The 24,061-nt window shown below is 73.1% G+C and carries 23 protein-coding genes and 2 pseudogenes; 15 read left to right on the forward strand and 10 right to left on the reverse strand.

What is annotated here, in order from left to right; translation table 11 throughout:
• Window position 1 precedes the first annotated feature (1 nt).
• From KIF24_RS01360 to KIF24_RS01385, 6 genes are read right to left on the reverse strand one after another with little or no spacing between them, the layout of a single operon-like run.
• Window positions 2-1,171: a M23 family metallopeptidase gene (locus KIF24_RS01360; RefSeq protein ID WP_221082403.1), complete on the reverse strand. Its 1,170-nt coding sequence runs from the start codon at window positions 1,169-1,171 to the stop codon at window positions 2-4.
• The gene (locus tag KIF24_RS01365; RefSeq protein WP_221082404.1) at window positions 1,168-1,716 is read right to left on the reverse strand and encodes a hypothetical protein; all 549 of its coding nucleotides are present in this window, start codon (window positions 1,714-1,716) and stop codon (window positions 1,168-1,170) included. Before KIF24_RS01365 ends, KIF24_RS01360 begins: the two co-directional genes overlap by 4 nt.
• 5 nt (window positions 1,717-1,721) lie before the next feature.
• Window positions 1,722-3,659 (reverse strand): MFS transporter, encoded by a 1,938-nt coding sequence (locus KIF24_RS01370; protein WP_221082405.1) that lies wholly within the window; start codon window positions 3,657-3,659, stop codon window positions 1,722-1,724.
• Window position 3,660: 1 nt separating this feature from the next.
• Complete coding sequence (locus tag KIF24_RS01375; RefSeq protein ID WP_221082406.1) at window positions 3,661-6,951, reverse strand: ATP-binding protein; 3,291 nt, start codon at window positions 6,949-6,951, stop codon at window positions 3,661-3,663.
• 49 nt (window positions 6,952-7,000) lie between these two features.
• Window positions 7,001-7,363 (reverse strand): hypothetical protein, encoded by a 363-nt coding sequence (locus KIF24_RS01380; protein ID WP_111212817.1) that lies wholly within the window; start codon window positions 7,361-7,363, stop codon window positions 7,001-7,003.
• A 13-nt stretch (window positions 7,364-7,376) separates the two neighbouring features.
• A complete protein-coding gene (locus tag KIF24_RS01385) occupies window positions 7,377-7,694 on the reverse strand; it encodes a hypothetical protein (RefSeq protein ID WP_221082407.1) in 318 nt (105 codons plus the stop codon).
• Between the two features lie 340 nt (window positions 7,695-8,034).
• Here KIF24_RS01385 and folP point away from each other — a divergent pair.
• The 7 genes and pseudogenes from folP (at window position 8,035) to KIF24_RS01420 (ending at window position 12,618) form a co-directional block, all read left to right on the forward strand.
• Window positions 8,035-8,951, forward strand: a pseudogene (folP, locus tag KIF24_RS01390) (dihydropteroate synthase).
• Complete coding sequence (gene folB / locus KIF24_RS01395; RefSeq protein WP_221082408.1) at window positions 8,948-9,313, forward strand: dihydroneopterin aldolase; 366 nt, start codon at window positions 8,948-8,950, stop codon at window positions 9,311-9,313. Before folP ends, folB begins: the two are co-directional and overlap by 4 nt.
• Window positions 9,310-9,837: a 2-amino-4-hydroxy-6-hydroxymethyldihydropteridine diphosphokinase gene (gene folK, locus KIF24_RS01400; RefSeq protein ID WP_221082409.1), complete on the forward strand. Its 528-nt coding sequence runs from the start codon at window positions 9,310-9,312 to the stop codon at window positions 9,835-9,837. Before folB ends, folK begins: the two co-directional genes overlap by 4 nt.
• A gap of 29 nt (window positions 9,838-9,866) precedes the next feature.
• Entirely contained in the window at window positions 9,867-10,352 is a 486-nt protein-coding gene (locus KIF24_RS01405; RefSeq protein WP_221083121.1) for a DUF3180 domain-containing protein, read from the forward strand.
• A gap of 119 nt (window positions 10,353-10,471) precedes the next feature.
• Window positions 10,472-11,680 (forward strand): ABC transporter permease, encoded by a 1,209-nt coding sequence (locus KIF24_RS01410; protein WP_221082410.1) that lies wholly within the window; start codon window positions 10,472-10,474, stop codon window positions 11,678-11,680.
• A gap of 64 nt (window positions 11,681-11,744) precedes the next feature.
• Complete coding sequence (locus KIF24_RS01415) at window positions 11,745-12,050, forward strand: hypothetical protein (protein WP_221082411.1); 306 nt, start codon at window positions 11,745-11,747, stop codon at window positions 12,048-12,050.
• 76 nt (window positions 12,051-12,126) lie between these two features.
• Window positions 12,127-12,618, forward strand: coding sequence for a hypothetical protein (locus KIF24_RS01420; protein ID WP_221082412.1), 492 nt, complete (start codon window positions 12,127-12,129; stop codon window positions 12,616-12,618).
• Between the two features lie 30 nt (window positions 12,619-12,648).
• Here KIF24_RS01420 and KIF24_RS01425 read toward each other — a convergent pair whose 3' ends face one another.
• Window positions 12,649-13,644: an ABC transporter ATP-binding protein gene (locus KIF24_RS01425; protein WP_221082413.1), complete on the reverse strand. Its 996-nt coding sequence runs from the start codon at window positions 13,642-13,644 to the stop codon at window positions 12,649-12,651.
• Between the two features lie 2 nt (window positions 13,645-13,646).
• On the opposite strand from KIF24_RS01425, the gene KIF24_RS01430 reads away from it, so the two are divergent.
• The 3 genes from KIF24_RS01430 to KIF24_RS01440 all read left to right on the forward strand — a co-directional run bounded on the left by KIF24_RS01430 (window position 13,647) and on the right by KIF24_RS01440 (window position 16,317).
• Entirely contained in the window at window positions 13,647-14,333 is a 687-nt protein-coding gene (locus KIF24_RS01430) for an ABC transporter permease (RefSeq protein WP_221082414.1), read from the forward strand.
• 46 nt (window positions 14,334-14,379) lie between these two features.
• The gene (locus tag KIF24_RS01435) at window positions 14,380-15,102 is read left to right on the forward strand and encodes an ABC transporter permease (RefSeq protein WP_221082415.1); all 723 of its coding nucleotides are present in this window, start codon (window positions 14,380-14,382) and stop codon (window positions 15,100-15,102) included.
• 213 nt (window positions 15,103-15,315) lie between these two features.
• On the forward strand, window positions 15,316-16,317 hold the full coding sequence (locus tag KIF24_RS01440; RefSeq protein WP_221082416.1) for a glycine betaine ABC transporter substrate-binding protein: 1,002 nt from the start codon (window positions 15,316-15,318) through the stop codon (window positions 16,315-16,317).
• 533 nt (window positions 16,318-16,850) lie between these two features.
• On the opposite strand, the gene KIF24_RS01445 is transcribed toward KIF24_RS01440, so the two are convergent.
• Window positions 16,851-16,994, reverse strand: coding sequence for a hypothetical protein (locus KIF24_RS01445; protein WP_221082417.1), 144 nt, complete (start codon window positions 16,992-16,994; stop codon window positions 16,851-16,853).
• A gap of 66 nt (window positions 16,995-17,060) precedes the next feature.
• Between KIF24_RS01445 and KIF24_RS01450 the strand changes: the two genes are divergently transcribed.
• Entirely contained in the window at window positions 17,061-18,161 is a 1,101-nt protein-coding gene (locus tag KIF24_RS01450) for a hypothetical protein (protein WP_221082418.1), read from the forward strand.
• Between the two features lie 58 nt (window positions 18,162-18,219).
• Here KIF24_RS01450 and KIF24_RS01455 read toward each other — a convergent pair whose 3' ends face one another.
• Together KIF24_RS01455 and KIF24_RS01460 are read right to left on the reverse strand one after the other, a co-directional pair.
• Window positions 18,220-19,401, reverse strand: a complete 1,182-nt coding sequence (locus KIF24_RS01455) for an NADH-quinone oxidoreductase subunit D (protein ID WP_221082419.1) — start codon at window positions 19,399-19,401, stop codon at window positions 18,220-18,222.
• Complete coding sequence (locus KIF24_RS01460) at window positions 19,389-20,528, reverse strand: SAM-dependent methyltransferase (RefSeq protein WP_221083122.1); 1,140 nt, start codon at window positions 20,526-20,528, stop codon at window positions 19,389-19,391. The genes KIF24_RS01455 and KIF24_RS01460 overlap by 13 nt, the downstream gene beginning before the upstream one ends.
• A gap of 110 nt (window positions 20,529-20,638) precedes the next feature.
• Between KIF24_RS01460 and KIF24_RS01465 the strand changes: the two are divergent.
• The 4 genes and pseudogenes from KIF24_RS01465 (at window position 20,639) to KIF24_RS01480 (ending at window position 24,014) form a co-directional block, all read left to right on the forward strand.
• Window positions 20,639-21,599, forward strand: a pseudogene (locus KIF24_RS01465) (Rossmann-like and DUF2520 domain-containing protein).
• Window positions 21,600-21,637: 38 nt separating this feature from the next.
• A complete protein-coding gene (gene panC, locus KIF24_RS01470) occupies window positions 21,638-22,486 on the forward strand; it encodes a pantoate--beta-alanine ligase (RefSeq protein ID WP_221082420.1) in 849 nt (282 codons plus the stop codon).
• 31 nt (window positions 22,487-22,517) lie between these two features.
• Entirely contained in the window at window positions 22,518-22,937 is a 420-nt protein-coding gene (panD, locus tag KIF24_RS01475) for an aspartate 1-decarboxylase (RefSeq protein WP_221082421.1), read from the forward strand.
• A gap of 180 nt (window positions 22,938-23,117) precedes the next feature.
• Entirely contained in the window at window positions 23,118-24,014 is an 897-nt protein-coding gene (locus tag KIF24_RS01480) for a septum formation family protein (protein WP_221082422.1), read from the forward strand.
• Window positions 24,015-24,061: the final 47 nt, after the last annotated feature.

Consider the following 24,061-nt stretch of genomic DNA (forward strand, 5'->3'; position numbering starts at 1 on the left):
TTCACCCGGCGCCCTTCAACGGCGCGCCCTTCGACAGCATGAACGGCACCGGGTCGATGGCGCCCCGGCTGCTGCGGTCGCCGTCGACGTGCACCTCGAAATGCAGGTGCGGTCCGGAGGAGTTGCCGCTGCTGCCCACCTCGCCGATCACCTCACCAGCCTGCACGGTGTCACCTGGGGCGACCCGGGGACGACCCACCAGGTGACAGTAGCGGGTGATGAGGCCCTGGGCGTGTAGCACGTCGACGAACCACCCGCAGCCGCCCTTGCCCGGCCAGCCGTCCACGTCGCAGCTGAGTCGCCCCCGCCAGTCGGGGTCGCAACGGGAGACCAGGACCCGGCCGGTCGCCGCGACCCTGATCAGGGTGCCCTTCGGAGCCGCGATGTCCACGCCGTTGTGTCCGGGACGGCTGGCGGTCCGGAAACCGGAGCCGACGCCGCCCGGGATCGGGGCGGTCCATCCGGAGGCGGCGATCTCGCCGGCCGCGGCGGCGTCGCACACCTGCTGCCCGGCGATAAACGCCGTCCGGGCCGCACCGCCGGCCAGCGCGTTGACGATCCGGGCAGCGAGTTCCTCGTGCTTGGCGTACGCGTCGGGATAGGCACTGATCTGCACCCGTTGAGCGGCCTCGGTGAGCGGCAACTTCTCCCAGCCGGGCACGCCGACGAGCTTCTCGTAGAACCTGCGGGACGCGTACTCGGGGTTCATCCGCTGGGCGACGGTGCCCCACGAGGCCCGCTGCTGGAACAGCCCGACGGAGTCGTGGTCGGCACCGATGCCCTCGTTGGGGATGTCCTGCGACTCGCCGACCGTGCGGTTGGCGAGGTTCAGCAGCCGGGACTCCTGCATCGCGGTCGCCACGGCGATCACCCAGCCCCGCGGTGGCACCTTCATCTCCTGGCCAACGTGGATGATCACTGCGGCGTTGCGCAGTTGGCGCTCCCCGTACTGCGCGAAGCGGGGCATCCTGCCGGTGACGTCGACCTCGAAGTCCCCGGTGCACTCCAGGTTGGCCGGAGTGAGTTGCTCGGCGGCGTCACCGCCCAGGTCGGTGAGGAAGAAGGCGCCGGCGCCACCCGTGCAGCAGAGCAACGCGAGCGTCGCGGTGAGCGCGGCGGCGAGGGCGCCGACCCGGACCGGCCGGCGGCGCGGGCGGCTCTCGTCACTCATTCCGGCTCCCAGTCCACTGCGTCCACCAGCCACCGCCCGTCCGGTGCCACCAGTTCGAGCCGGAGCTGTCCGGTGTCGAGCGTGATCAACGCCTCCACGAAGGTCTCGCCGCGAGGACGCAGGGTGACGCCCTCGGTCAGCTCGCCGGCGGGTACGCCGGCCGGGTCCACGCCGGCGAGCCTGTCGCGGAGAGCGGGGGTCGAGAGCGGACGCAGGCCCTGCTGCCACTCCTCCGCGGTCTGACCGCGCTGACCGAGCCATGCGGCGGCGAAGCGCTCGGCGACCCGCTCCGGGGTGGCCGCACCGGGTCGGGTCGTCGGTGACGGTGCGGTGCTCGTCGAGATCGCCCCGTCGTCCCCCGTGCTGGGATGCACGGTGGTGATCGGATCAGGTGGGCGGTTGCTCAGCCCGGCGGTGGGGTCGGCGGGGCCGGCGACCAGCCGGGCCGCGCCGACCACGCCGAGCACCAGCACGGCGATGCCGAGGGCGACGCCCAGCCGGGACCGCAGCAACCGGGTGACCAGGAACTCGACCGCCCGCCGCACGGCACTTACCGGGCCTCGGAGCGGATCTGGGGTGCCGGCCTCTCGGGGGCCTGCTCCGCTGATCCCGGGCGGTAGATGACGAAGGACGGGTTCTCCTCCGGCACGTCCGGCTCGGTCCAGGAGGCGGGCTGGCGGCGACGGGGTCGGGGGGCGACCGGCCGGTCCCCGGTGCGTCGCTCCCGGGCCGGACCGTCGGTCCCGCCCGCCGCCCGGTCATCCGGACGCTTCCCGGGGGTGGGCGCGTCGCTCGGGACCGGATCCGGGCGAGCCTCCGGGCGCACCTTCGGCTGTAGCGGCGCCGCGGCGCGGCGTCGTCCCACCACGGGCTCGGCGGTGCCGCCGGGTTCGGCGACGTCGAGCCGGGACGCGGTCCGCATGTCCCGGAAGAACCGCCGGTGCCAGGAACCCGCCGAGCTGACCGCCTCGCTGCTGTCCTTGCCGCCGAGTTGGGTGATCCGCCGGTAGGGGCGCAGCAGCAGCCAGCCGACCACCCCGCAGAGCCAGACCAGCACCACCTGGAGCCAGCCGGGCAGCGCGGGCGTGCTCGTGATGAGGTCGACCGCGAAGAGGTAGACGGCGGCACCGGTGCCGAAGATCGCGATGTTGAACAGCGCCGCCACCACGGCGTTGCCGAGCCGGCGCAGGCCGGCGCTGGCCGGCCGGAGCAGACCGACGGTGCCCAGGATCGGCGCCGCGATCACCGCCCACCGGAAGATCAGGAAGCCCAGCAGGACCAGCAGCGACGCGGTCAGGTCGAACATGGCGAAGAGCAGGGCGGCGACCACCGCGATGAATCCGGCGCCGACCCGGTCCATGTCCCGGACGCCCTGGAGGTACTCGTAGGCCTCCGGGTCCTCCCGCTCGATCTGTGCCGCCACCGTCATCCACTGCTGCTTCTTGGCGTTGATGGTGGCCTCGCGTGTCTGCGGGTTGGCCCGGATCTTCTCGGCCTCCTCCCAGGAGAGGGACTTGGCATCGTAGAGCGCTGCGCCGTACTTCTTGGCGGTCTCGCTGTCGGCCGAGCCGAGCGCGCCGCGCAGCCAGTTCCGGTAGAGCATCGCCTCCGCCGCCGTGTCGCTGGCCCGGACCGCGGGAGGGCGCTTGTCCGTGCAGGCATCCGGGTTGGGCATCGCACACCGGTCCGGCGGAACGTCCTTCGAGGCCGGACCCACGGCGTCGTGCACGACGCCCAGCGTGGAGACCAGGGCGCCGTCGGCGAGGTTGGCGGACTTGACCGGCCAGGCGGCCAGCGCGGTGACCGCCACCATCACCACCAGCGCCCACCCCGCCGTCGTCATCGCGCCGCTCATGTCGGACTGGCGTGAGCGCCAGAGCAGGTAGAGCCCGACGACGCAGAGCGTGACGATGCCGAAGACGCTGAACACCTTCTGGTAGATCGCCTTGGTGGCCTGGTCCACCAGCGGATCCGCCCAGCCCCACATCGTGCCCGGATCCCAGGCGCGCTCGCGCAGTGCGTTCGAGGCGCCGATGATCGCCGTCGCCATCATGAACTCGCCGTTGGCGATCGTGTTGGTGAACTTGTAGTCCGGGTGCAGCAGCGTGGTCGCGCAGCCGGTCTCGACATCGTAGGTGCTGTAGCTGTAGCCGGCGTAGCCGTAGTCGCTGTAGTAACCCTTCGGGCCAGGTAGCTTGGAGGCGTCGGGGCGGGACGCGAACCAGCCGGCGATGCCGGAGTCCGGCGCGTTCGGTGTCGGCGGCTTGAGGCAGCTGGCTTCAGTCGAGGCGACCTGATTGAGCTTGGCGACACAGGCGCGGAAGTCGACCTGCCACTCCTGCGTCGTGCACAGCTCGGCGGGGGCCTGGTACGCGGGCGGCGCCGCATACGCCGGTGTGGCCGTGAGGCCGGACCAGCCGATCGTGGCCGCGGCGAGGACGCCGAGCGCCAGCAGGAGCGCCGTGATCCGTGCCCGGGCCCTCGCCATGTCACGCCTCCAGGTCAGGCAGCACGGTCGGCAGCACCCCTGCGGCGGCGGCGATGGCGGCGGGAGTGGTGTCGAGGTGGTCCAGTAGTCCGTCCACGTAGGAGACGTCGACCCGGACCTTCTGGATCCGGCCGTCCACGTCGCGCATCACGAATTCCCGGAAGCCGAGCCGGTGCGCGGAGGTCGCGTCGGCGGTGGAAAGCGAGGCGAGGGTGGCCTCGTAGCCGTCGTCGACCGGTACGCGCAGCAGGCGCAGCGCCTCGGAGGCGATCTCCGCGTCCTCGGCGATCCGGCCGACGAAGACGGTGGAGACGAGGTTCTGCACGTCGAGGCCGAGGATGTCGCGGGGGTTCTGCGAGGCGACCAGCGCGGCGAGGTTCCACTTGCGGGAGTCGCGGGCGAGCCGGACGAGGAACGAGCGGCCGGAGCGCCAGCCCTCCATGAAGTGTGCCTCGTCCAGGCCCACCAGCTTGCGGGACGACATCGAGCCGCCGTAGCAGCGGCGCACGGCCAGCCGGTGTGCGGTGTGCAGCATCGGCAGGGCCAGTGCCTCCTCGGCCGACCAGTACTCGCGCTCGATCTTGAGATCGGGCAACCGCAGGCCCGCCATGGTGATCACAGTGAGCGCCGCGTCCGCGCCGAGCAGGCCGTCCGGCGGGCGGCCGAAGAAGAGCATCGCCAGCGGCATTTCGGCGGTGTCCAGCAGCAGGTTGGCCAACTCCCGGCCGGCGTCGTCGTCGAGCTGGCCGAGGCAGGCGACCACGTCGTCGAGGGTGGAGGTCTCCTCGGCGGGCACCTGGCGGACGGCGTGCCGGAAGAGGGTGGCGGTGGATGCCTCGCGGGCCACCTGTGGCGGCACCAGCATCATGCAGATGTCCTGCACCAGCATCCGCCGCTCGGCCCGGGCGTTGGAGACCGCGATCTCGAACTCCCGGTCCCCGCCGGCACCGGCGCCGAACTCGCTGCGGAGCGGTGTCGGGATCAGCGAGTACGGCGCCAGGGTGCCGTGTTCGGAACCGGTCAGGTTCAGCACGCGGGAGTAAGGTCGCAGCTCCGGCATCGCGCAGAGCCGGGCGAGCGGCCCGGAGGGGTCGAGCAGGGTCACCTGCACGCCCCGGCGGGCGGCCAGGTAGCCCAGCGCGCCGAGCAGTGTCGACTTGCCGCCGCCCGGCTCGGCCACGAAGACCGCCAGGCCGGAGCGTTCGCGGATCTCCATCGGAAAGTGCAGGTCGAGGAAAACCGGCCGGCGGCAGGTGCCCGCGGTACGCCCGATCAGGTCGCCGCGCCGGTCGCCGACGGTGGACGCCGCCTGCGGCAGCGCCGCCGCCAGCAGGGGGACCGGCATCCGGCGGACGTATCCGGTGTTGGCGATCGGCTCGCCGGGGATGAACTCGCGGGCCAGCCAGTCCTGGTTCTTCGGGTGTTGCAGCGAGACGCGCAGCTCGCGGGAGTAGAGCTGGATAAGCCGGCGGGCCCGTTCCAGACACTCCTCCCGGGTGCGTCCGCCGACCGCGATCCGGTGCCAGCCGTGAGCGCGGGCTGAGTCGACCGGCAGCCCGGTGGTCATCTCGTCGCCGATCACCAGTGCGCGCTTGGCCAGGCGCTCCAGCTCCGGCGGAGCGTCGATGCCGTGTTCCGCGTAGTCGAGCTGCTGCGACCGGATCATTCGTAGCCGGTGTTCGAGGTTGCGGAAGGAGTCGCCGGAGCCGAGGATGTCGACCCGGGTGGAGAGTTCCATCGGCCACGGCAGGCGCTCGTGGAAGTGCAGCCAGGGCTCGTGCCGCTCGGGGATCTCCAGCGGTTCCATCCGGCCGACGGCGAGCACCGCCACGTGCCGCTCCTCGCCGGTCATCCGGTTGACCAACTTCACCGTCGAGCCGTACGGGGTGCGGTAGCGCTCCACCTGCTCGGTGAGGGCGAGCAGGTCACCGCGTTCCCAGCGGCCGTCGGTGATGGGCGAGAGCGCGCCGGGCGGTGCCATGCAGAGCGCCACCGACCGGTAGAGCAGCCACTCCAGTTCCTGCGCGGTGACCCGCCGCCCGCGCATGCCGAACGCGCCGAGCACCTCGTCGAACTGCTCGACGGTGCGGCCCAGCCGGCGTCGCTCACCGTCGGCGACGCCGCGGCCGAAGGTGCGCAGCAGTCGCTCGGTGAGCGAGTCGCCGAGCGAGCGACGGGCGAAGGTGACGCCGAGGTAGGTCTGCCCCTCGGCGTGGTTGACCGAGAGCAGGTGCCGCTGCGCGGCCACCAGATGCTCGGCCCAGCCGGGGGTGCCGGGGACGTCGGGCAGCGGCGCGGTGGTGTTGGCGTCGATGGTGCGGGCCCACTCGTCGGCCGGGAAGGGCCGGGTGGTCCGGCGTAGGTGCAGTCGGAAACCGGCCAGGCCGGCGTACTGCTCGGAGATTGCCGAGAGCAGCGCCTCGCGTTCCGCGTCCGGCCGGAAGGCCCAGCGGACCTCGGGCAGCCAGTACCAGGCGGTGACCGTGTTGGGGGTGAAGGTCAGGTGACCGGCGATCTCGGTGATGGCCAGCTCGACCGCCGGATCGCGATCACCGAACTTGATCTTCGGTGCGCGGACCCGGGCCGGTTTGACCGGCCGCTCGCGGCCGTCCACGGAACGCTGTCGGGGGGCGGCGGTGGTGCGGGTGGCCGGCGTAGCTGCCCGACGCGGCGTCCCGGTCGTGGCGTCGCTCGGGTGCGCCTCGTCGGGAACGGATCGGTCCTCGCGGGCGGGAAGGTCGTCGGCGGGCGGCCGGGCGCTGGGCAGCCGGTCGCCGGGCGGCGGGGCCTGCCGGGCGGGAGCCGGCGGCCGGGCGGTGGCCGACGCGCCGTCCTCGGCCGGTCGGACCGGCGACGCGGCGGGTGCGCCGCCGGGCGGTTGCGTGGGTACCGGGGACGGTGCCGGTCGGTGGTTCGCCGGTGCGGGCCCGGCGGTGGGCGGCGTCGTGGCCGGGATCGCCTGCTGGGGCACGGCCCGAGCGGGAAGCGCGTTGCCCCGCTGGGCGGAACCGGGCCGCGGGTAGGCGCCGCCGAACAGATCGAGGAAGGGTGAGTCGATGTCGGCACCGTCGCGGGTGGCCGGGCCGGGTTCGGTCGGGGCCGACCGGCGTTGCGGCGGGCGGGGCGCCTGGAAGACACCGACGCTGCCGTGACCTGGAGTGGCGGCGAGCGCCGGGTCCAGGGTGGCCTCGTCGAGCTCGCCGGATTCCGGGTAGTCGAACGACCGCGCACGGTTACCGTGTGGTGCGGGCGGGCGTCCGGCCGGGGATCCCGGCGTGGCGGAGCGGCTCATGCGATCGCCCTGCCCGTGTCCTCGTTCGGCCCGTACGGCGTGCAGCCGGTCATGCCAGTTCCTCCCGGATCCTGATCCTGCTACCGACCAGGCGTGGATCGCGCTGCTCGGCGGCCGGCTCCCGGGTGCGTCGCCAGTCGGTCAGGGCGGTCCGGATCACCATGCGCGCCGGACGGTCCGGGTCGACGTACCGGAAGACGAACGAGGTGGTCACGATGGCGAGGGCGATCTCCCAGGCGGGGAAGAGCTCGACCTGCAACGTGAACAGCCAGTGGATGAACATGTAGAGGGGAACGAGCAGGATGAACAGCCCGTACTGGGCGTACGGCAGGTGGACCGGAAGGGTGTAGCCGGGCGGCCCGAGATAGACCAGGCGGGCCCGGTAGATGTCGTCGTCGGTGCGCAGCCGCATCTCGTGCCCGCGCCTATTCGAAGATCAGGTTGATCAGGAAGTCGCCGATGAAGAAGAGGGTGGCGGCTCCGGCGATGAAGGCCAACCCGACGATCGCGATGGCGGAGCTGGTCAGCACCTTTGAGATCTCACCCCGGCTGGCGCGGCCGATGAAGATGACGCCCAGCACGGCGAGCAGGATCGGAGCGATCTTGCTGGCGAAGAAGGTGACGACGCCCTCGGTGTTGATCCCCTTCGGCTCCTCGGCGGCGAGTGGGATCGAATGCGCCAGGGTGGAGAGCAGGTGGGCGGCGCTTGTTGACGCCGATTCCATCAGCTCGATGGCGATCACTGAAACCTCCCCAAGTCGCGGCCGGCGGCGCCGCGGTGGTGCAGTAGGCCTTGCGGGATCGGTGCTCACTCGGCGCAGTGTCCGAGACGCTGCGTGCGTTGCTCACCACGGAGGGTGGCGGTTTTCGGGCGGATTGCCCCCGCTCTGGCCCTCCCTCCAAGCGTCGCCATCTCGATGCTGGGCAATTTCACAGCGTACGGGCCGCCCCCCTTTGCGACAAGCCGCGAAGAGTCTGCCCGAAGCGACCCGGACGACCGATCGTACACTTGTTTCAATTCGCATGTCAGTGCCCTGGACCGGGCTGCCTGCGGCGGGTGGAGCGACCGGTACGGTCCTAGTCGTGACCGATCTGGTGCGAGCCCCGGCCCCGGTGGTGATGGGCGTCCTGAACGTCACGCCCGACTCGTTCTCCGACGGCGGACGCTACGCCGACGTCGAGGCCGCTGTCGCACACGGCGTCCGGCTGCGAGCCGACGGAGCCGGGTTGGTAGACGTCGGCGGCGAGTCGACCCGGCCCGGTGCGGAGCGGATCGACGCGGAGACCGAGATCACCCGGGTGGTGCCGGTGGTCCGGGAACTGGTCACGGCCGACGTGCCGGTCAGCATCGACACCACCCGCGCCCGGGTCGCCGAGGCGGCCCTCGACGCCGGGGCGGTCGTGGTCAACGACGTCTCCGGCGGTCTGGCCGACCCGGACATGGCCCGTGTCGTCCGCGACGCCGGCTGTCCCTGGGTGCTGATGCACTGGCGGGGCCACTCCCGGCGGATGAGCGAGCTGGCCCACTACGGCGACGTGGTCACCGACGTCCGCGCCGAACTCGGCCAGCGGGTGGACGCGGCGCTCGCCGCCGGAGTGGCCCCGGACCGCATCGTCGTGGACCCGGGTCTCGGCTTCGCCAAGACAGCCGCACACAACTGGCAGCTCAGCGCCCGGCTGCCCGAACTGCTCGACCTCGGCTATCCGCTGCTGTTCGGCGCGAGCCGCAAGTCGTACCTGGGCCTGCTGCTGGCCGGCGTCGACCGGACGCCGCGTCCGATCGACGGGCGGGAGCCGGCCACCGTCGCCACCAGCCTGCTCGCGGTCGCGGCCGGGGCCTGGGGGTGCGGGTGCACGACGTCCGTGCCACCGTCGACGCGCTCGCCGTCTGGCAGGCCACCGGCCGTCCCCGCCTCGCCGCCGGGTGGCCGGCCGGGGACGCGGTGGTCGCCGGTGCCGGGAGCCGGCCCGACGGAACGGACCGGGAGGCCCCGTGGTGAGCGACCGGATCGAACTGACCGGCCTGCGGGCACCCGGCCGGCACGGGGTGTACGACTTCGAACGCGCCCGTGGGCAGGAGTTCGTCATCGACGCGGTGCTGGAACTCGATCTCGCCCCGGCCGCCCGATCCGACGACGTCAGCGACACCGTTCACTATGGCGAGTTGGCCGAGCGCCTGGTCGAGGTGGTGGCCGGCGAGCCGGTGAACCTGATCGAGACCCTCGCCGACCGGCTGATCGAGGTCTGCCTGGCCGACCCGCGGGTGTCCGGCGCGACGGTCACGGTGCACAAGCCCGAGGCGCCGGTCCCGCACGCCTTCACCGACGTGGCCGTGACGATGCGCCGGACGCGTACCAGATGACCCGTGCCGTGCTCTCCCTCGGCAGCAACCTCGGTGACCGACTCGGTCACCTGCGCACCGCCCTCGCCGCGCTGGGCGAGAGCGTCCTGGTGGTCTCCGGGGTCTACGAGACCCCGCCGTGGGGCGACGCCGATCAGCCGGCGTACCTGAACGCCGTGCTGCTGGCGGCGGACCCCACCGCCGGTCCGTACGACTGGTTGGTGCGGGCGCGGGCGGCGGAGCGAGCCGCCGGCCGGGCCCGCGATCCGCGGCGGCGTTTCGGGCCCCGAACGCTCGACGTCGACGTCGTCGCGGTGTGGACCGCCGACGACCAGCCGGTGTTCAGCGACGATCCCGAGCTGACCCTGCCGCATCCGCGGGCACATCTGCGGGCCTTCGTACTCCGGCCGTGGATCGACATCCAGCCCTACGGTCAACTGCCCGGACATGGATGGTTGACCGACCTGCTCACCTCCGGGCCGGTCGCCGCCGAGGTGCCGGAACTGAGCCCTCGACCCGATCTGACGTTAGAGTCGACGGCATGAGTGAGTCGCCACCGCCCGATGGGTCGCGGATGGGCCCCACCCGTATCTCGACCCTGGTGGTGACCGCTCTCGCCGCCGCAGCGGTCGCCTGGTTGCTGGTCAGCAGCCTCTACTACGACCAGCTCCCGCCGCTGCCGTGGCTGCCGGTGGTCACGCTGGCCGGGCTTGCCGTGCTGGAGGCGTACGCCGCGATCAACACCCGGGGTCGGATCGAGCGCCGACCCGGCCGCGAACCGGTCAACCCGCTGGTGGTCGCCCGGTTCGTCGTACTGGCCAAGGCGTCCGCCCTGGTCGGCGCCATCTTCGCCGGCGGATACGCGGGGCTGGCGGGCTGGTTGTTGGTGCAGCCCACCCGGGCGGCCACCGACGACCGTCCGGCCGCGGTGGCCGGCCTGCTGGCCTCGGTCGCCCTGGTCGCTGCCGCGCTCTGGTTGGAGCGGTCGTGCCGGGTCCCGGACCGGCCCGACGACGAGAACGAGCCGGACGACTGGGAGAGCCGCCCGGGCCGTCGCTGAGCAGGGGGTTACGCCCCGGCTCCGAGCGCGGGTACGGTGCCTGCGACCGCAAGGCAACGCCCCGCCGCCGGTCCGCCCGCGCGTCGGGGAGTCCGGGCGGCCGCTGGGAGGCAGGAAACATGGGGTACGACGAACCGGTGCGGAGCGGACCGCCGGAGCCGACCTCGGACGCCCCCGGGGCGGGCCCGCTCCCCGAGGAGACCCACGCGGAGCCAGGCCCGGACCGGTTCGGTGTCCACATCGTCTGGGAGACGCTGCTGCTGCTCGGCTTCGGCGCGCTGGTCTACCTGGTGTGGCGGGAGGATCCTGCGGTGCTGCGGGGCAGCGGTCTGCGGGGCCTCATCGTCGAGGTGGTCGGCCTCGGCCTGCTGGCGCTGGCCGCCGGGCTGAGCCTGCGGACGGCTGCGGTGAACCTCGCGATCGGGCCGGTGGCGGTCGCGGCCGGACTGCACTTCGCCGAGCAGAGCGACCGGGGCGTGCTCGTCGTCGGCGCCGCCGCCGGGGTGGCCGCGATCGGTGGGCTGCTGCTGGGACTGGTGGTCGTGCTGCTGCACGTGCCGGGCTGGGTGGCCAGTCTCGGCGGCGCGGCCGCCGTCGTCGTCTATATCGAGCAGCGGTCCGCGCCCGTGCTCGTGCAGGGGAACTACGATCCGCGGAGCACCGCGGGGCAACTCTTCGTCGGCTTCGCCGCGATCGCGGTGTTCGGCGGGCTGTTCGGCGCGGTGGGCCCGATCCGGCGGTTGGTCGGTCGGTTTCGCCCGGTCGCCGATCCGGCCCGTCGGCGAGGTGTGGCCGCCGCGGTCGCCACGACCGGCGGGTACGTCTGCTCCACCCTGCTGGCGATGCTCGCCGGCGCGTTGGTGGCCGCGGCGGACGGTGCGGTGACTCCGGTTCCGGGGCTGGACTGGACGGTGCTGGCGGTGGGCACCGCGCTGCTGGCCGGGACCAGCGCGTTCGGGCTGCGGGGCGGTGTGTTCGGCACCCTGGTGACGGCCGGAGCGATCGGGTTGTTCCTCGCCTACGCGTCGGCGCGCGGCTGGACGGTCAGCCGGTGGGCGGTCGCCGGTGCCGTGCTGGCCGCCGGACTGGCGGTAACCCGCCTGGTCGAGACGTACGGACGCCCGGCGCCAGGACCGGCGGCCCTGCCGGTGCCGCCGTCGCCCACCACGGACGCCACACCGGGCGGTGGGTGGAGCGTGCCGCAGCCCGAGCCGGTCGCGGACTGGCCGCCCGTCATGCCGGCCCAGCCCACCGCGAGCACCACGGACCCGTGGGGACCCCGGCGGTGGGAGACCGGCCCGCGTACCTGGGACGCCGAGGACCGGTGAGGGTGGGACCCGTCCCGCGCCCGTCGGCGCGGCGAGAAGTGATCTCGGCGGTTAGGCTCGGCGCATGACCGAGACATCATCGATCTCCGGCGGCCGGTCGTTCGAGGAGCTGGACGTCCTCCCCACCGAGGAGTTGCGGGAGCAGGCGTTCGCGTTGGCCCGGGAGCGCCGGGACGTGGGGTTCTTCTGGTCGGTGCTGCGGCACCTGCCGAACGCGGACGAGGCCGCGGCGCTGGACGGCGCCCCGAACTCGGTGGGGCCGACGATCGACGAGGCGGCTGCCCTCTGGCGGGAGATGACCGGTCATGGCTACGAGGAGTCCGCACCGCTGCTGCGTGCCGCCTTCATCGACTATCTGATGAAGCACTGATCGGTCGAGCCCGGCGTAACCCCATAAATGGGGCCTCGCGTTTGCCCGCGTCGATCCGTTGGGAAATAGCGGGGCCATGGCTCTCACCAATCGATACAAGTCCGCACCGGGCGCCGGCACCCTCGCCGCGCTCATCCTCGTCCTGGTCTTCGGCAGCCCCTGGTACGTCGACTGGGCCAGGGACAACACCGACCCGGACAGCGCCGGCGGGTGGTTCCTGAGACTGCTCGCCTGGCCGGCCTGGCGATTCGACTCCTCCGACTCGATCCAGGAGGTCTTCGCCGACGACCTGAAGGCGATCCTCGTGGTCGTCCTGACCCTGGTGTTCCTCTACCTGCTCCCGGGCTCCCAGCTTGCCCGCGCGCGGGGCACGCTCAGCCAGTTCTTCGCCGGCTGGGCGGCGTACATCTTCGCGGGCGCCTTCGCGGCCCTGCTGACCACGCTGATCCGGACCGACCCGTCGCTGCTGGGCGCCTTCCAGGCCGCCGGTGACGGCGCGGAGTACGGCCTCTTCACGGGCTGGATCATCGGCATCGCCACCCTGGGCGGCTACCGGGGACGGCGCTGACGGCGTGGCCGGCCGGCTGCTCGTTCGTCCTCAGCCGGCCGGCTCTGCCAGGGCCAGGATGCGCTCCCGGGTGAGCATCCCGACCGGCCGCCCGTCCTCGGTGACGACGGCGTGGCCACCGGTCGAGGTGAGCAGCACGGCCAGCGCGTCGTACGCCGAGCCGCCCAGCGGCACCGCCGGCAGTTCCGTCCCGCCGTCGGCGGGCAGCGGATCGAGGACCTCGCGGGTGACCGGGGTGACCGCCAGCCGGCGGATGCCCCGGTCGGCCCCGACGAACTCGCGGACGAACCCGGTGGCGGGGGTGCCGAGCAGCGCCGCCGGTTTGTCGTACTGCTCCAGCCGGCCGCCCTCGGAGAGCACCGCGATCCGGTCGCCGAGCCGGACGGCCTCGTCCAGGTCATGGGTGACCAGGACGATGGTCTTGCGCACCTCGGCCTGCAACCGCAGGAACTCCTCCTGCAACCGGGTGCGCACGATGGGGTCGACGGCGGAGAACGGCTCGTCCATCAGCAGCACCACCGGGTCGGCGGCGAGTGCCCGGGCCACGCCGATCCGCTGCCGCTGGCCGCCGGAGAGCTCGTGCGGGTAGCGCCGGCCGAACTGCGCCGGATCGAGACCGACCAGTTCCAGCAGCTCGGCCACCCGACCTCGGGTGCGGTCGGCGGACCAGCCGAGCAGGCGGGGCACCGTGGCGACGTTGGCGGCCACCGTCTGGTGCGGGAAGAGCCCGACGTTCTGGATGACGTAGCCGATCTGCCGCCGCAGTTTCACCGGGTCGACCCGGGTGACGTCGGAGTCGCCGAGCAGGATGCGGCCCGCGGTCGGCTCGATCAGCCGGTTGATCATCCGCAGCACGGTCGACTTGCCGCAGCCGGAGGGACCGATCAGCACGACCAGCTCGCCGGCGTCGACGTGCAGGCTGAGCTCGCGGACCGCCTCGGTGCCGTCCGGGTAACGCTTGGCGATGCCGTCGAGGGTGATCGAAGCCGCACGCTGATCGCCGCCGGCGACCGGGGTAACGTCCACGTATGTCCTTCCGCCTGAGCTACCGGGCCGACCCGGGTAACCCGTGGTTCTCCTGGCAGTACGTGCGGGACAACTCTGACACGGTGCTCGCCGCCCTGCGCGATCACACCACGCTGACGCTCCGGGCGGTGCTGATCGCCGCCCTGATCGCCGTCCCGCTGGCGGTGGTGGCGTACTGGTTCCGGCCGCTCACCGGGCCGATTCTCGCACTCACCGGAGTGCTCTACACGGTCCCGTCCCTGGCCGTGTTCGCGTTCGTCGCGCCCTACCTGGGCATCGGTGCCGCGACCGTGCTCAGCGTGGTGGTGCTGTACGCGTTGCTGGTGATCGTCCGTAACACCGTGGCCGGGCTCAACCAGGTGCCGGCGGAGGTCCGCGAGGCGGCGGAGGGGATGGGGTACGGCCGCTTCGGGCGGCTGCTGCGGGTCGAGCTGCCACTGGCCGTGCCGGGCATCCTCACCGGCCTGCGGCTGGCCACGGTCTCCACGGTGGCTCTGGTCACCGTCGGCGTGGTGATCGGCCGCGGCGGCCTCGGGCAGATCATCTTCGCCGGTTTCCAGAACAACCTCTACAAGGCCCAGATCACGACCGGGACGCTGCTCTGTGTCCTGCTGGCCCTGGTGCTCGACCTGCTCCTGGTCGGAGCCGGTTGGCTGCTCACCCCGTGGCTGCGCGGGCGGGCCGGATGAGCGCCGCGACGGCCGGCCGGCGGCCGGTGACCGGTGGGAGGCCGCGATGAACCCCGTGCAGCAGGCGGTGATCTGGCTCAACGACCCGTTGAACTGGACGAATCCCGGCGGCATCCTGGACCGCCTCGGCGAGCACGTGAGCATGTCGGCCGCCGCGGTCCTGCTGGGCTGCCTGGTGGCCTGGCCGCTCGGGCTCTGGTTGGGCCACACCGGTCGCGGGGGCGGACTGGTGGTGCTCGTCTCCAATCTCACCCTGGCGGTGCCCACGCTGGCCCTGCTGACCATCCTGCCGTTGACCTTCCTCGGGTTCGGCCGGCCGGCGGTGGTGGTCGCCCTGGCGGTGTTCGCGGTGCCGCCGCTGCTGGCGAACGCGTACACCGGGGTGCGGCAGGTCGATCCGCAGACCCGGGAGGCGGCCCGCGGCATGGGCATGACCGGCATTCAGGTGCTGCGCCGGGTGGAGTTGCCGCTGGCGGTGCCCTATCTCGCGGCCGGGTTCCGGACCGCCGCCGTCCAGGTCGTCGCCACGGCGGCGCTGGCGACCTTCGTCAACGGTGGCGGCCTGGGTGAGATCATCCGGTTCGGGTTCGGCCTCAGCATCGCGGTGGGCGGCGGGCAGATACTCGCCGGCGGGTTGCTGGTCGCCGGGCTCGCACTCGCCGTCGAACTGCTCTTCGCGCTGGTCGAGCGGCTGGTCACCCCCCGTCCGCTGCGCCGGTCCAGGCGTGGGGCCGGGCGGCGCGCGGCGGACGCCGTCGCCGGCTCCTGACGTCGGCGGCACCACGGCCGGCACTGGTCGGTGCCCCCGCGGGCGGGTGCGGCGGGGACGGAAGGTGACGTTCCGGTGACGAACGCTTCGTTGGGTTGTCGGTGGCCCGGGTCAGGATGTTGGGTGGAATTCGCGGGCGGCCGGAGGGCGGATCGCCCGTCGGACACGCGGCCGGCCCGGGACGGGTCGCGCCGGGACACGGAAGGCGGGCTCATGCGCGCAGGTAGAAGACTGTCCATTGCCGTCGTCGGTGCCGTCGCCGCGGCGACGGTGCTGGCCGGGTGCGGCGACGCCGGCTCCTCCGGCACCGAAGCACCGCAGCAGGGGGCCTCGGGGGAGGGCTGTGCTCCGGTGGCCGGCGAGCAGTTGGTGGCGCTCGAGGACGACAAGTCCCTGCAGAACGCCGACAACATCATTCCGGCGATCAACAGCAAGGTGGCCACGCCACCGCTCGTAGCGGCGCTCGACAAGGTCTCCGCGGCGCTCGACACCCCGAAGCTGGTGCTGCTGAACAAGGCGGTCGACACGGACCGCAAGAGCGCGCAGGTCGCCGCGCAGGAGTTCGCCGCCGCCAACGGCCTCACCGACGGAGTCGAGCAGGGGTCGGGCGGGCGGATCACGGTCGGGGCGGGCAACTTCACCGAGAGCGAGATCATCGCCGAGCTCTACAAGATCCAGCTCGCCGCCGCCGGTTACCAGGTCAACGTGCAGCAGATCGGCAACCGCGAGCTGTACGAGCCGGCGCTGGAGAAGGGCGAGATCCAGGTCGTGCCGGAGTACGCGGCCACCATGGCCGAGTTCCTCAACGGCAAGGTGAACAGCGGCGCCCAGCCGGTCTCCTCGCCGGACGTCGACCAGACCGTCACCGCGTTGCGGGGTCTCGGCGAGCAGGTGGGCCTGAGCTTCGGCGCGCCGGCCGCCGCCCAGACCCAGAACGCCTTCGCCGTCACCAGCGAGTTCTCCGAGAAGTACGGCGTGCGGACCCTGTCCGAGCTGGCCGAGAAGTGCTCGGGCGCGGCGACGGTGCTGGGCGGTCCGCCGGAGTGCCAGGAGCGCCCGTTCTGCAAGCCGGGGCTGGAGCAGACCTACGGGCTGGCGGTGGGCTCGTTCTCCTCGCTCGACGGGGGTGGACCGCTGACCAAGACCGGTCTGCGTAACGGCACGATCAGTGTCGGCCTGGTCTTCTCCACCGACGCGGCCTACGCACAGAACTGAGAGAGACCGGCAACAGGACTGGCGGGGCTGCGGCGCGCCCTGGCGCTTCGGCTGGCGGCGTTGTCGTCGTCGGCCGTGCAACACCGGCATGGCCTCCTCCTCCACCTTGCCATCCTCGGCCAGGACCCGCCTCGCCGCCACCGCCCTGTTGCCGGTCTCTCTGAGTCGGTCGTCGCGGGCGTCCGGACCACCTCGGCCCGGGCGCCCGCGGTCGTCGTCGCCCGGGCCGGCGCCGGGGCGAGCCCCGAGGGCTGTTGAACTCTCGCGGGGCACCTCCCGTCGAGCCGTTCCCAGGTGACGCAACTCTCGGTAGGCTGCGGACCCATGCCCGCCCCGGTGCCCGCCGATTCGCGCAATCCACAGCTGCTCACCGCGCTCTTCTGGGGCGGTGTGGCGCTGGCCCCGGTCGCGGCGCTGATCCTGCTGGTCTCCGACGGCAACGGACCGCTGCGCCTCGCCGCGGTGCTGGCCATCCTGGCCGTGGTCCTGATCGGGCTCTCCATCACGCTGCGTACCGAGGGTGGCGGGCGGGCTCACACCGAGGAGCTGCGCGAGGAGATCGACGAGCTGCGGCGGGAGCTGCGCGGTGAGATCGTGGCCGCCGCCCAGCGAGGCAACCAGGCGCTCGACGAGGCCCAGCGGGTCCAGGAGGCGTTGACCGGGCTGCGTCGCCGCATCGACTCCGCCGGCGCCCCGTCGGTTGGCGCCGAGGAACCGCCCGGGCCGGGCCGGGCCGGGTGCCGGTGCCGGAACCGGAGGCTCCGGCGCGTTACGCCGAACGGCCGGCCGGACAGGCCGGGGTGTACGGCACGGCCCAGGCCGCGGGGCACGGCCCGGTGGGCGGGTACGGCGGGGAGCGTGCGGCCGGTCACGGCGGTGACCGCCCACCCGGTGGCTCCGCCGGGGTCTACGGTTCGCCGGGAAGCCGGGAGCAGGACAACCGTTCCGGCGATCCGGCCGCCCGCCCGCCCGGTGTGGTCCGGCACACCGAGACCGTGCACGTCACCACTCGACACACCGTGGTGGACGGTGGTGGCGGTGAGTCCGGCAACCGGTACGGCGGTTACGTGCAGCCCTGGTCGGCCCAACAGCCGGAGGAGCGCGGCCGGGACGGCCGCGGCACGGACCGCGACGACCGTTCGCGGTCCCACGCGGACGAACGCCGTTCCTGGTCCGGCTCGGCCCGAGACGACGAGCGTTCCTGGGCGGGTGCGGCCCGCGACGATCGCGACTGGGAAACGCCGCCCGACGACCGGGGTTGGGACGGCGCTGCCCGGCAGTGGGAGGGGGCCGCCGAACCGGCTCCAGCCGGTCCGGAACACCGGGTGGACGACACCGGCCAGTACTGGGCGCAGTTGCGCGCCGGTGATCGTTGGGCCGCGGTGCGCGACGACGACCGCGGCCGGGAGCTGCGGATCGGTGAGCGTCGTGCCGAGGTGCACGCCGATCCGGGTGGCACGGAGTACCGGATGGAGGACCGCTGGGCCAGCATGCGCCGCGACGAGCCGCGTCGGGGTGCCCACGGCGACGAGCCATGGCGCGACAGTTGGGGCGAGCCGGAGGATCGCGCGGCGCTACCAGCCGGTGGCGTGCCCGTGCCGGAGGAGTGGCGACCACCCCGCCAGCGCGGATATCAGCCCGAGCCGGCCCACGGGTACGAGCCCGAGCCGGTCCACGGCTACCAGGCCGAGCCGGGCTACGGCTACCAGGCCGAGCCGGCCCACGGCTACCAGGCCGAGCCGGTGCGCGGACGGCGTCCGGAAGCGTACGGCCGGCGACACCAGGTCGAGGAGCCCGACTACGGCTACCCGACCCACGACGGCGGTGCCAACCGCTGGCGCTGACCGTGTGGTGGGCCGGCAGCCGACCCGCCGGGAGCGTTCGGCCAACGGCGCCCCAGGATCATTTGTCTATGTCGCCGACCACGAAGAACATCGATCCCAGGATGGCGATCAGGTCGGGCACCAGGCAGCCGGGCAGCAGGGTGGCCAGCGCCTGCACGTTCGCGTACGACGCGGTGCGCAGCTTGAGCCGCCACGGCGTCTTCTCACCTCGGGAGACCAGGTAGTAGCCGTTGATGCCGAGCGGGTTCTCCGTCCAGGCGTAGGTGTGCCCCTCGGGCGCCTTGAGAACCTTCGGCAACCGGGTGTTGATCGGCCCGGTGAGCCGGTCGACCCGGTCCAGGCACTGCTCGGCCAGGTCGAGTGAGGCGTACACCTGGTCGAGCAGCACCTCGAAGCGGGCGTGGCAGTCGCCGGTGCGGCGGGTGACCACCGGTACGTCGAGCTGGTCGTAGGCGAGATACGGCTCGTCGCGGCGCAGGTCCAGGTCCAGCCCGGAGGCCCGGGCGACCGGGCCGGAGGCGCCGAACGCGGCGGCGTCGGCGGCGGAGAGCACGCCCACCCCGACCGTACGGGCCAGGAAGATCTCGTTGCGCCGGATCAGGTTGTCCAGGTCGGGCATCCGGCGGCGCACCTCGCCGATCGCGGCGCGGGCCCGCCCGGTCCACCCGGACGGGACCTCCTCCTTCAGCCCGCCGACCCGATTGAACATGTAGTGGATCCGCCCGCCGGAGACCTCCTCCATCACCGCCTGCAGCGTCTCCCGTTCCCGGAAGGCGTAGAACATCGGGGTGATCGCGCCGATCTCCAGCGGATACGAGCCGAGGAACATCAGGTGGTTGAGCACCCGGTTCAGCTCGGCGAGGGTCATCCGCAGCCAGGTGGCCCGCTCCGGCACCTCCATGCCCATCAGCCGTTCCACGGCGAGCACCACGCCCAGCTCGTTCGCGAACGCCGAAAGCCAGTCGTGCCGGTTGGCCAGCACGATGATCTGGCGGTAGTCGCGTACCTCGAAGAGTTTCTCCGCGCCGCGGTGCATGTAGCCGATGATCGGCTCGGCGGCGAGCACCCGTTCGCCGTCCAGGACGAGCTTGAGCCGCAGTACGCCGTGGGTGGAGGGGTGCTGCGGCCCGATGTTGAGCACCATGTCGGTGCCGAGCTGCTCACCGCCGTCACCCGCCACCAGCCCGGCGCCGGTGCCGACGGTCAGCTCGCGCAGGTCGCCCGTGGTCATACCCGCCATCGTGCCATGAACGTCCGGTCCCGGCGGTGCACGCCGACCGGCTGCCACAGCCACCAGTGCCCGCCGAGGCCGGCCGAATCGGTCAGCTCGGCCGCCGCCGACGCTTCGGCCAGCGCCCGCACGTATCCGACCGGGTCGCGGCCGGCCAGGCTCAGCGGTGGTCGTCCGCCGTCGGCCCCGAGCGCCCGCAGTGCGTCCCGCTGCGATCCCAGGGAGTACGCGCACCGGGCGACCCGCTCACCGGCGGAGGCGACCGAGTCGATGGCGACGTGCGCGGTGATGTCACACGACCCGTCCGGCACCGGCGCCACCTGGCGCCCGTCGCGGTACCCGGTCAACGACCCGCCGATCGGCCGTGCCCCGCGCAGGTGCCCGTAGTCCACGGCCAGCACCAGTCCCCGGTCGACGTGCCTCACGGCGTCGGCCCACGCCTCGTCTCTCGTCCGCCCGATCTCGGCACGCTCCGGCCTGTGGGTGGGGTCGGTGGGGGCTGCCCGGGCACCCGACCCGGCCGGACTCGGACCGTCCGGCACGGCCTGCGCAGCGGCGCCCGGGTCGACGCAGGCCGGCCCGGGCCACCACGCTCGTAGCCATGCCGCGTCCTCCTGGCCGACGGGCGCGCCGGTCGTCTCCTCGCCGGTGGTGGGGTCGACGAGGAGGTGGTGCCAGCCGTCCTCGGTGCAGGTGGCCAGGTCGAGGGGGACGTTGTCGAGCCATTCGGTGGCCAGGAGCAGGCCGGTGATGCCGGCGGGGATGTCGTTCGTCCAGGTGATCCGGTCGGGCAGGTCGGCGGGGCGCGCGGCGAGTTCGACGGCGGTGAACCGTACCCGCCGGGCCAGCGGAACCGGCGCGGCGGGCGACGGTTCGGCGGACTCGGGCGAGGCGACCCCCACGGAGAGAGCATCGAGGAGTTCGCCCCGGCCGGCACCGACGTCCACCACGTCGAACGGGTCGGGGTGGTCCAGGGCGGCGTCGAGTTGGTGGATCAACCGGAGCAGGGCCGAGGCGAAGACCGGGGAGGCGTGCACGCTGGTGCGGAAGTGCGCGGCCGGGCCGGCTCCGGAGACGAAGAAGCCCGCCGGCCCGTAGAGCGCCAGCTGCATCGCGTCCCGCCAGAGCATCGACATCGGGCCCTCCTCCACACCGGTGAACGATTTCACACATCCTTGTTTCGGATCCGTGTCAGCGACGCATACTTGGCCTCGACCGGTACCCCACTCGAGGACTGGATCGTGACATGAGCGCACCGCTGCGCACCCGCCTGGCCGCCCGTCGGCGGTCCGCGCCCGTGGCCTCGACCCGGGCCGCCACCCCTGCTGCGTTGACGATCGGCGTCATCGGCGCGGGTCGGGTCGGCGCCACCCTGGGCGCCGCGCTGACCGCCGCCGGCCATCGTGTGGTCGCCGCCACCGGGGCCTCCGGGGCGTCCCGGGCCCGGCTGGCGTTGCTGCTGCCCGCGGTCCCCGCCGGTCCGCCGCCGAGGTCGCCCGGGTCGCCGCCGACCTGCTGCTGATCGCGGTACCGGACGACGCGCTCGCCGGGGTGGTGGCCGGTCTGGCCGCCGATGGTGCGCTGCGCCCGGGCCAGGTGGTCGCGCACACCTCGGGGCGCACGGCCTGGCGGCGCTGGCCCCGGCCCGCGCAGCTGGCGCCCGCCCGCTGGCGTTGCACCCCGCGATGACCTTCACCGGTTCGCCCGACGATCTCGGCCGGCTGCCGGGCATCTCGTACGGGGTGACCGCGCCGACCGAGTTGCGCCCGTTGGCCGCCCGGCTGGTCGCCGACCTCGGCGGGGTGCCCGAGTGGATCACCGATGCCGACCGACCGCTCTACCATGCGGCGCTGGCACACGGCGCGAACCACCTGGTGACCCTGGTCAACGAGGCGGCCGATCGGCTGCGCGACGCCGGGGTGGGCCAGCCCGAGAGGGTCCTGGCCCCACTGCTGCACGCCGCACTGGAGAATGCGCTGCGCCTGGGCGACGACGCGCTGACCGGCCCGGTCTCCCGAGGCGACGCGGGCACCGTGCAGCGGCACCTCGCCCAACTCGCCGCCACCGCACCCGAGTCGGTCGCCCCCTACCTGGCCCTGGCCCGGCGTACCGCCGACCGGGCCGTGGCCGCCGGCCGGCTGCGTCCGGTCGACGCGGAGTCGCTGCTCGGCGTCCTGGCCGGTCAGCAGGCCGGGGTGGCGGCGTGACGGCCGGCGGAACTCAGCTGTCGAGCGAGGTGGATCACATGACGGAAGTGGTGCACACCCGTGCCGAACTGGCCCGGTGGCGGGCCGCCCGCACCGGGACGGTGGGGGTGGTGATGACGATGGGCGCGCTGCACGAGGGGCACGAGGCGCTGCTGCGAGCCGCCCGTGAGCGGGCCGACCACGTGCTCGTGACGATCTTCGTGAACCCGTTGCAGTTCGGGCCGAACGAGGACTTCGACCGCTACCCGCGCACGCTGGAAGCGGATCTCGACGTGTGCCGGCGGGTCGGTGCCGACCTGGTCTTCGCCCCCTCGGTGGCGGACATGTACCCGGGCGGCGAGCCGGCGGTACGGGTCAACCCCGGGCCGCTCGGCGAGGATCTGGAGGGGCTGAGCCGCCCGGGCTTCTTCCACGGCGTGCTGACCGTGGTGCTGAAGCTGCTCCAGCTCACCCGAGCGGATCTGACCGTCTTCGGCGAGAAGGACTACCAGCAGTTGACCCTGGTCCGGCGGATGTGCCGGGACCTGGACGTCCCGGTCGAGGTGGTCGGCGTGGCCACCGTTCGGGAGCCGGACGGGCTGGCGCTGTCCAGCCGCAACCGTTACCTCTCCGGCGCCGAGCGGCGGGTGGCGCTGAGCCTGTCCCGGGCGTTGCGGGCGGGTGCCGAGGCCGCCGAGGCCGGCCGTGACGCCGCCGCGGTGCTGACCGCCGCGCACGTCGCCTTCGGGGTCGACGGGTCCGGGGTGCGGCTCGACTACCTGGTGCTCACCGATCCCGACCTGGAGCCGGGTCCGGTCCGCGGCCCGGCCCGGCTGCTCGTCGCCGCCTGGGTGGGCGGTACCCGATTGATCGACAATGCCCCGGTCCGGCTCGCCCCGGCCTCCTGACCCCGGTCACGTTCGCGCGAAAGGCATCCTGATGTACCGCACCATGCTGAAGTCCAAGATCCACCGGGCCACGGTGACCCAGGCGGACCTGCACTACGTCGGCTCGGTGACCGTCGACGAGGATCTGCTCGACGCGGCCGACCTGCTCCCCGGCGAGCAGGTGGCGATCGTCGACATCACCAATGGCGCCCGGCTGGAGACCTACGTCATTCCGGGCCGGCGGGGCAGCGGCGTGATCGGCATCAACGGCGCCGCCGCCCGCCTGGTCCAGCCGGGCGACCTGGTCATCCTGATCTCGTACGGGCAGATGGACGACGCCGAGGCTCGCGCGTACCGGCCCCGGGTGGTGCACGTCGACGCGGACAACAAGGTCGTCGACCTCGGCGCCGACCCGTCGACCGCGGCCCCCGGCACCGCCGGCACCCCCGTCGCCAACCCCTTGTCGGTGTAGGACGCCGTCGTCGCTGGCGAGGTGACCCGAGGGCGGTCCTCTCGGTCGCTCGTGACAGAACGCCCCCTGGCCGGCGGCCGTGACAGATGCGCCGCGATTCCGGTCTGTCACCGGAAGGTCATTTCTGGTTACCCTGAGGGTGCCGTCGGGGGACGGCCGCTGACTGGGGGAGGCGGCGTCATGCAACGTGCGACGAGAACCCTGGTCGCGGCCCTCACCGTGGGAGCGCTGCTCGCGGCTTGCACCGGGTCCGGCGGGCTGGACGCTGACCTGGTCGACGACTGGCCGGCACTGCCGTCACCCGGCCCGTTCACCCCCGCCGCCGGGGTCTGCCACGAGGCCGACTTCGCCGACGTGGTGCCCCTCGGGGCGTACGCGCCGGTGGACTGCGCCGCCTCGCACCGGGTGGAGACGGTGCACGTCGGTGCCTTTGCCGGAGGGCAGGACGACCCACCGGCGACCGGTTCGCCCGAACTGCGTACCGCCTTCGCCCAGTGCGACGACCGGGCCAGCGGCCACGTCGGCGACAACTGGCGGGCCGGGCGGCTCCGGTTGGCGGTCGCGGTGCCGTCCGAGCCGGGCTGGGTGGCCGGTTCCCGGTGGTACCGCTGCGACCTGATGGAGGTCGACACGGTGGAGGCGGCGGCGACCGTGGTGCCGCGTACCGGCTCCCTGCGGGACGCGCTCCGGGCACCGTCGGCGCTGAGGCTGGGCTGCCAGCAGACGCGTACCGGCCGGGGTGGCGTGGTGCAGACCCTGGTGCCGGTGGAGTGCGCCGAGCGCCACGACGCCGAGTTCGCCGGGGTGTGGCCGGCACCGGATCGCCCGTACCCGACGCGGAACGCCGAATGGGCGCCGTTCTACGCCGGATGCCGCTCCGTCCTCGCCCGTTGGGCCGGCCTGCCCGACGATGGTGACCTGGTCTTCCGCAGCGACGTGGTGGTCCGCCCACCCGGCGCCGGTCGGTGGCGGGTCGGCGACCGGGGTGTGCGCTGCTACCTGTGGCTCAGCGATCGCAGCGTGACCGGGTCGCTCAGCGGCGCCGGGCCGGCCGGGCTGCCGGTCCGGACGAAGTAGCCGGAACCACTCGTCCCGCCCCCGCCGCCCGAGCCGAGAGACATTCG

Source organism: Micromonospora tarapacensis (assembly GCF_019697375.1).
GTDB classification, from domain to species: Bacteria; Actinomycetota; Actinomycetes; order Mycobacteriales; family Micromonosporaceae; genus Micromonospora; species Micromonospora tarapacensis.

What these genes read in the sequence shown, in the direction of transcription:
- KIF24_RS01430 (WP_221082414.1), top strand. Translation starts at nt 13,647, where the DNA reads ATGTCCTTCCGCCTGAGCTACCGGGCCGACCCGGGTAACCCGTGGTTC.
- KIF24_RS01410 (WP_221082410.1), top strand. Translation starts at nt 10,472, where the DNA reads ATGGGGTACGACGAACCGGTGCGGAGCGGACCGCCGGAGCCGACCTCG.
- KIF24_RS01460 (WP_221083122.1), bottom strand. Translation starts at nt 20,528, where the DNA reads ATGTCGATGCTCTGGCGGGACGCGATGCAGCTGGCGCTCTACGGGCCG.
- KIF24_RS01380 (WP_111212817.1), bottom strand. Translation starts at nt 7,363, where the DNA reads ATGCGGCTGCGCACCGACGACGACATCTACCGGGCCCGCCTGGTCTAT.
- KIF24_RS01420 (WP_221082412.1), top strand. Translation starts at nt 12,127, where the DNA reads ATGGCTCTCACCAATCGATACAAGTCCGCACCGGGCGCCGGCACCCTC.
- KIF24_RS01480 (WP_221082422.1), top strand. Translation starts at nt 23,118, where the DNA reads ATGCAACGTGCGACGAGAACCCTGGTCGCGGCCCTCACCGTGGGAGCG.
- KIF24_RS01455 (WP_221082419.1), bottom strand. Translation starts at nt 19,401, where the DNA reads ATGGCGGGTATGACCACGGGCGACCTGCGCGAGCTGACCGTCGGCACC.
- KIF24_RS01440 (WP_221082416.1), top strand. Translation starts at nt 15,316, where the DNA reads ATGCGCGCAGGTAGAAGACTGTCCATTGCCGTCGTCGGTGCCGTCGCC.
- KIF24_RS01360 (WP_221082403.1), bottom strand. Translation starts at nt 1,171, where the DNA reads ATGAGTGACGAGAGCCGCCCGCGCCGCCGGCCGGTCCGGGTCGGCGCC.
- folK (WP_221082409.1), top strand. Translation starts at nt 9,310, where the DNA reads ATGACCCGTGCCGTGCTCTCCCTCGGCAGCAACCTCGGTGACCGACTC.
- KIF24_RS01405 (WP_221083121.1), top strand. Translation starts at nt 9,867, where the DNA reads ATGGGCCCCACCCGTATCTCGACCCTGGTGGTGACCGCTCTCGCCGCC.
- KIF24_RS01435 (WP_221082415.1), top strand. Translation starts at nt 14,380, where the DNA reads ATGAACCCCGTGCAGCAGGCGGTGATCTGGCTCAACGACCCGTTGAAC.
- KIF24_RS01370 (WP_221082405.1), bottom strand. Translation starts at nt 3,659, where the DNA reads ATGGCGAGGGCCCGGGCACGGATCACGGCGCTCCTGCTGGCGCTCGGC.
- KIF24_RS01445 (WP_221082417.1), bottom strand. Translation starts at nt 16,994, where the DNA reads ATGCGGCGACGCAGCCCGGTCAACGCCTCCTGGACCCGCTGGGCCTCG.
- KIF24_RS01415 (WP_221082411.1), top strand. Translation starts at nt 11,745, where the DNA reads ATGACCGAGACATCATCGATCTCCGGCGGCCGGTCGTTCGAGGAGCTG.
- panC (WP_221082420.1), top strand. Translation starts at nt 21,638, where the DNA reads ATGACGGAAGTGGTGCACACCCGTGCCGAACTGGCCCGGTGGCGGGCC.
- panD (WP_221082421.1), top strand. Translation starts at nt 22,518, where the DNA reads ATGTACCGCACCATGCTGAAGTCCAAGATCCACCGGGCCACGGTGACC.
- KIF24_RS01375 (WP_221082406.1), bottom strand. Translation starts at nt 6,951, where the DNA reads ATGAGCCGCTCCGCCACGCCGGGATCCCCGGCCGGACGCCCGCCCGCA.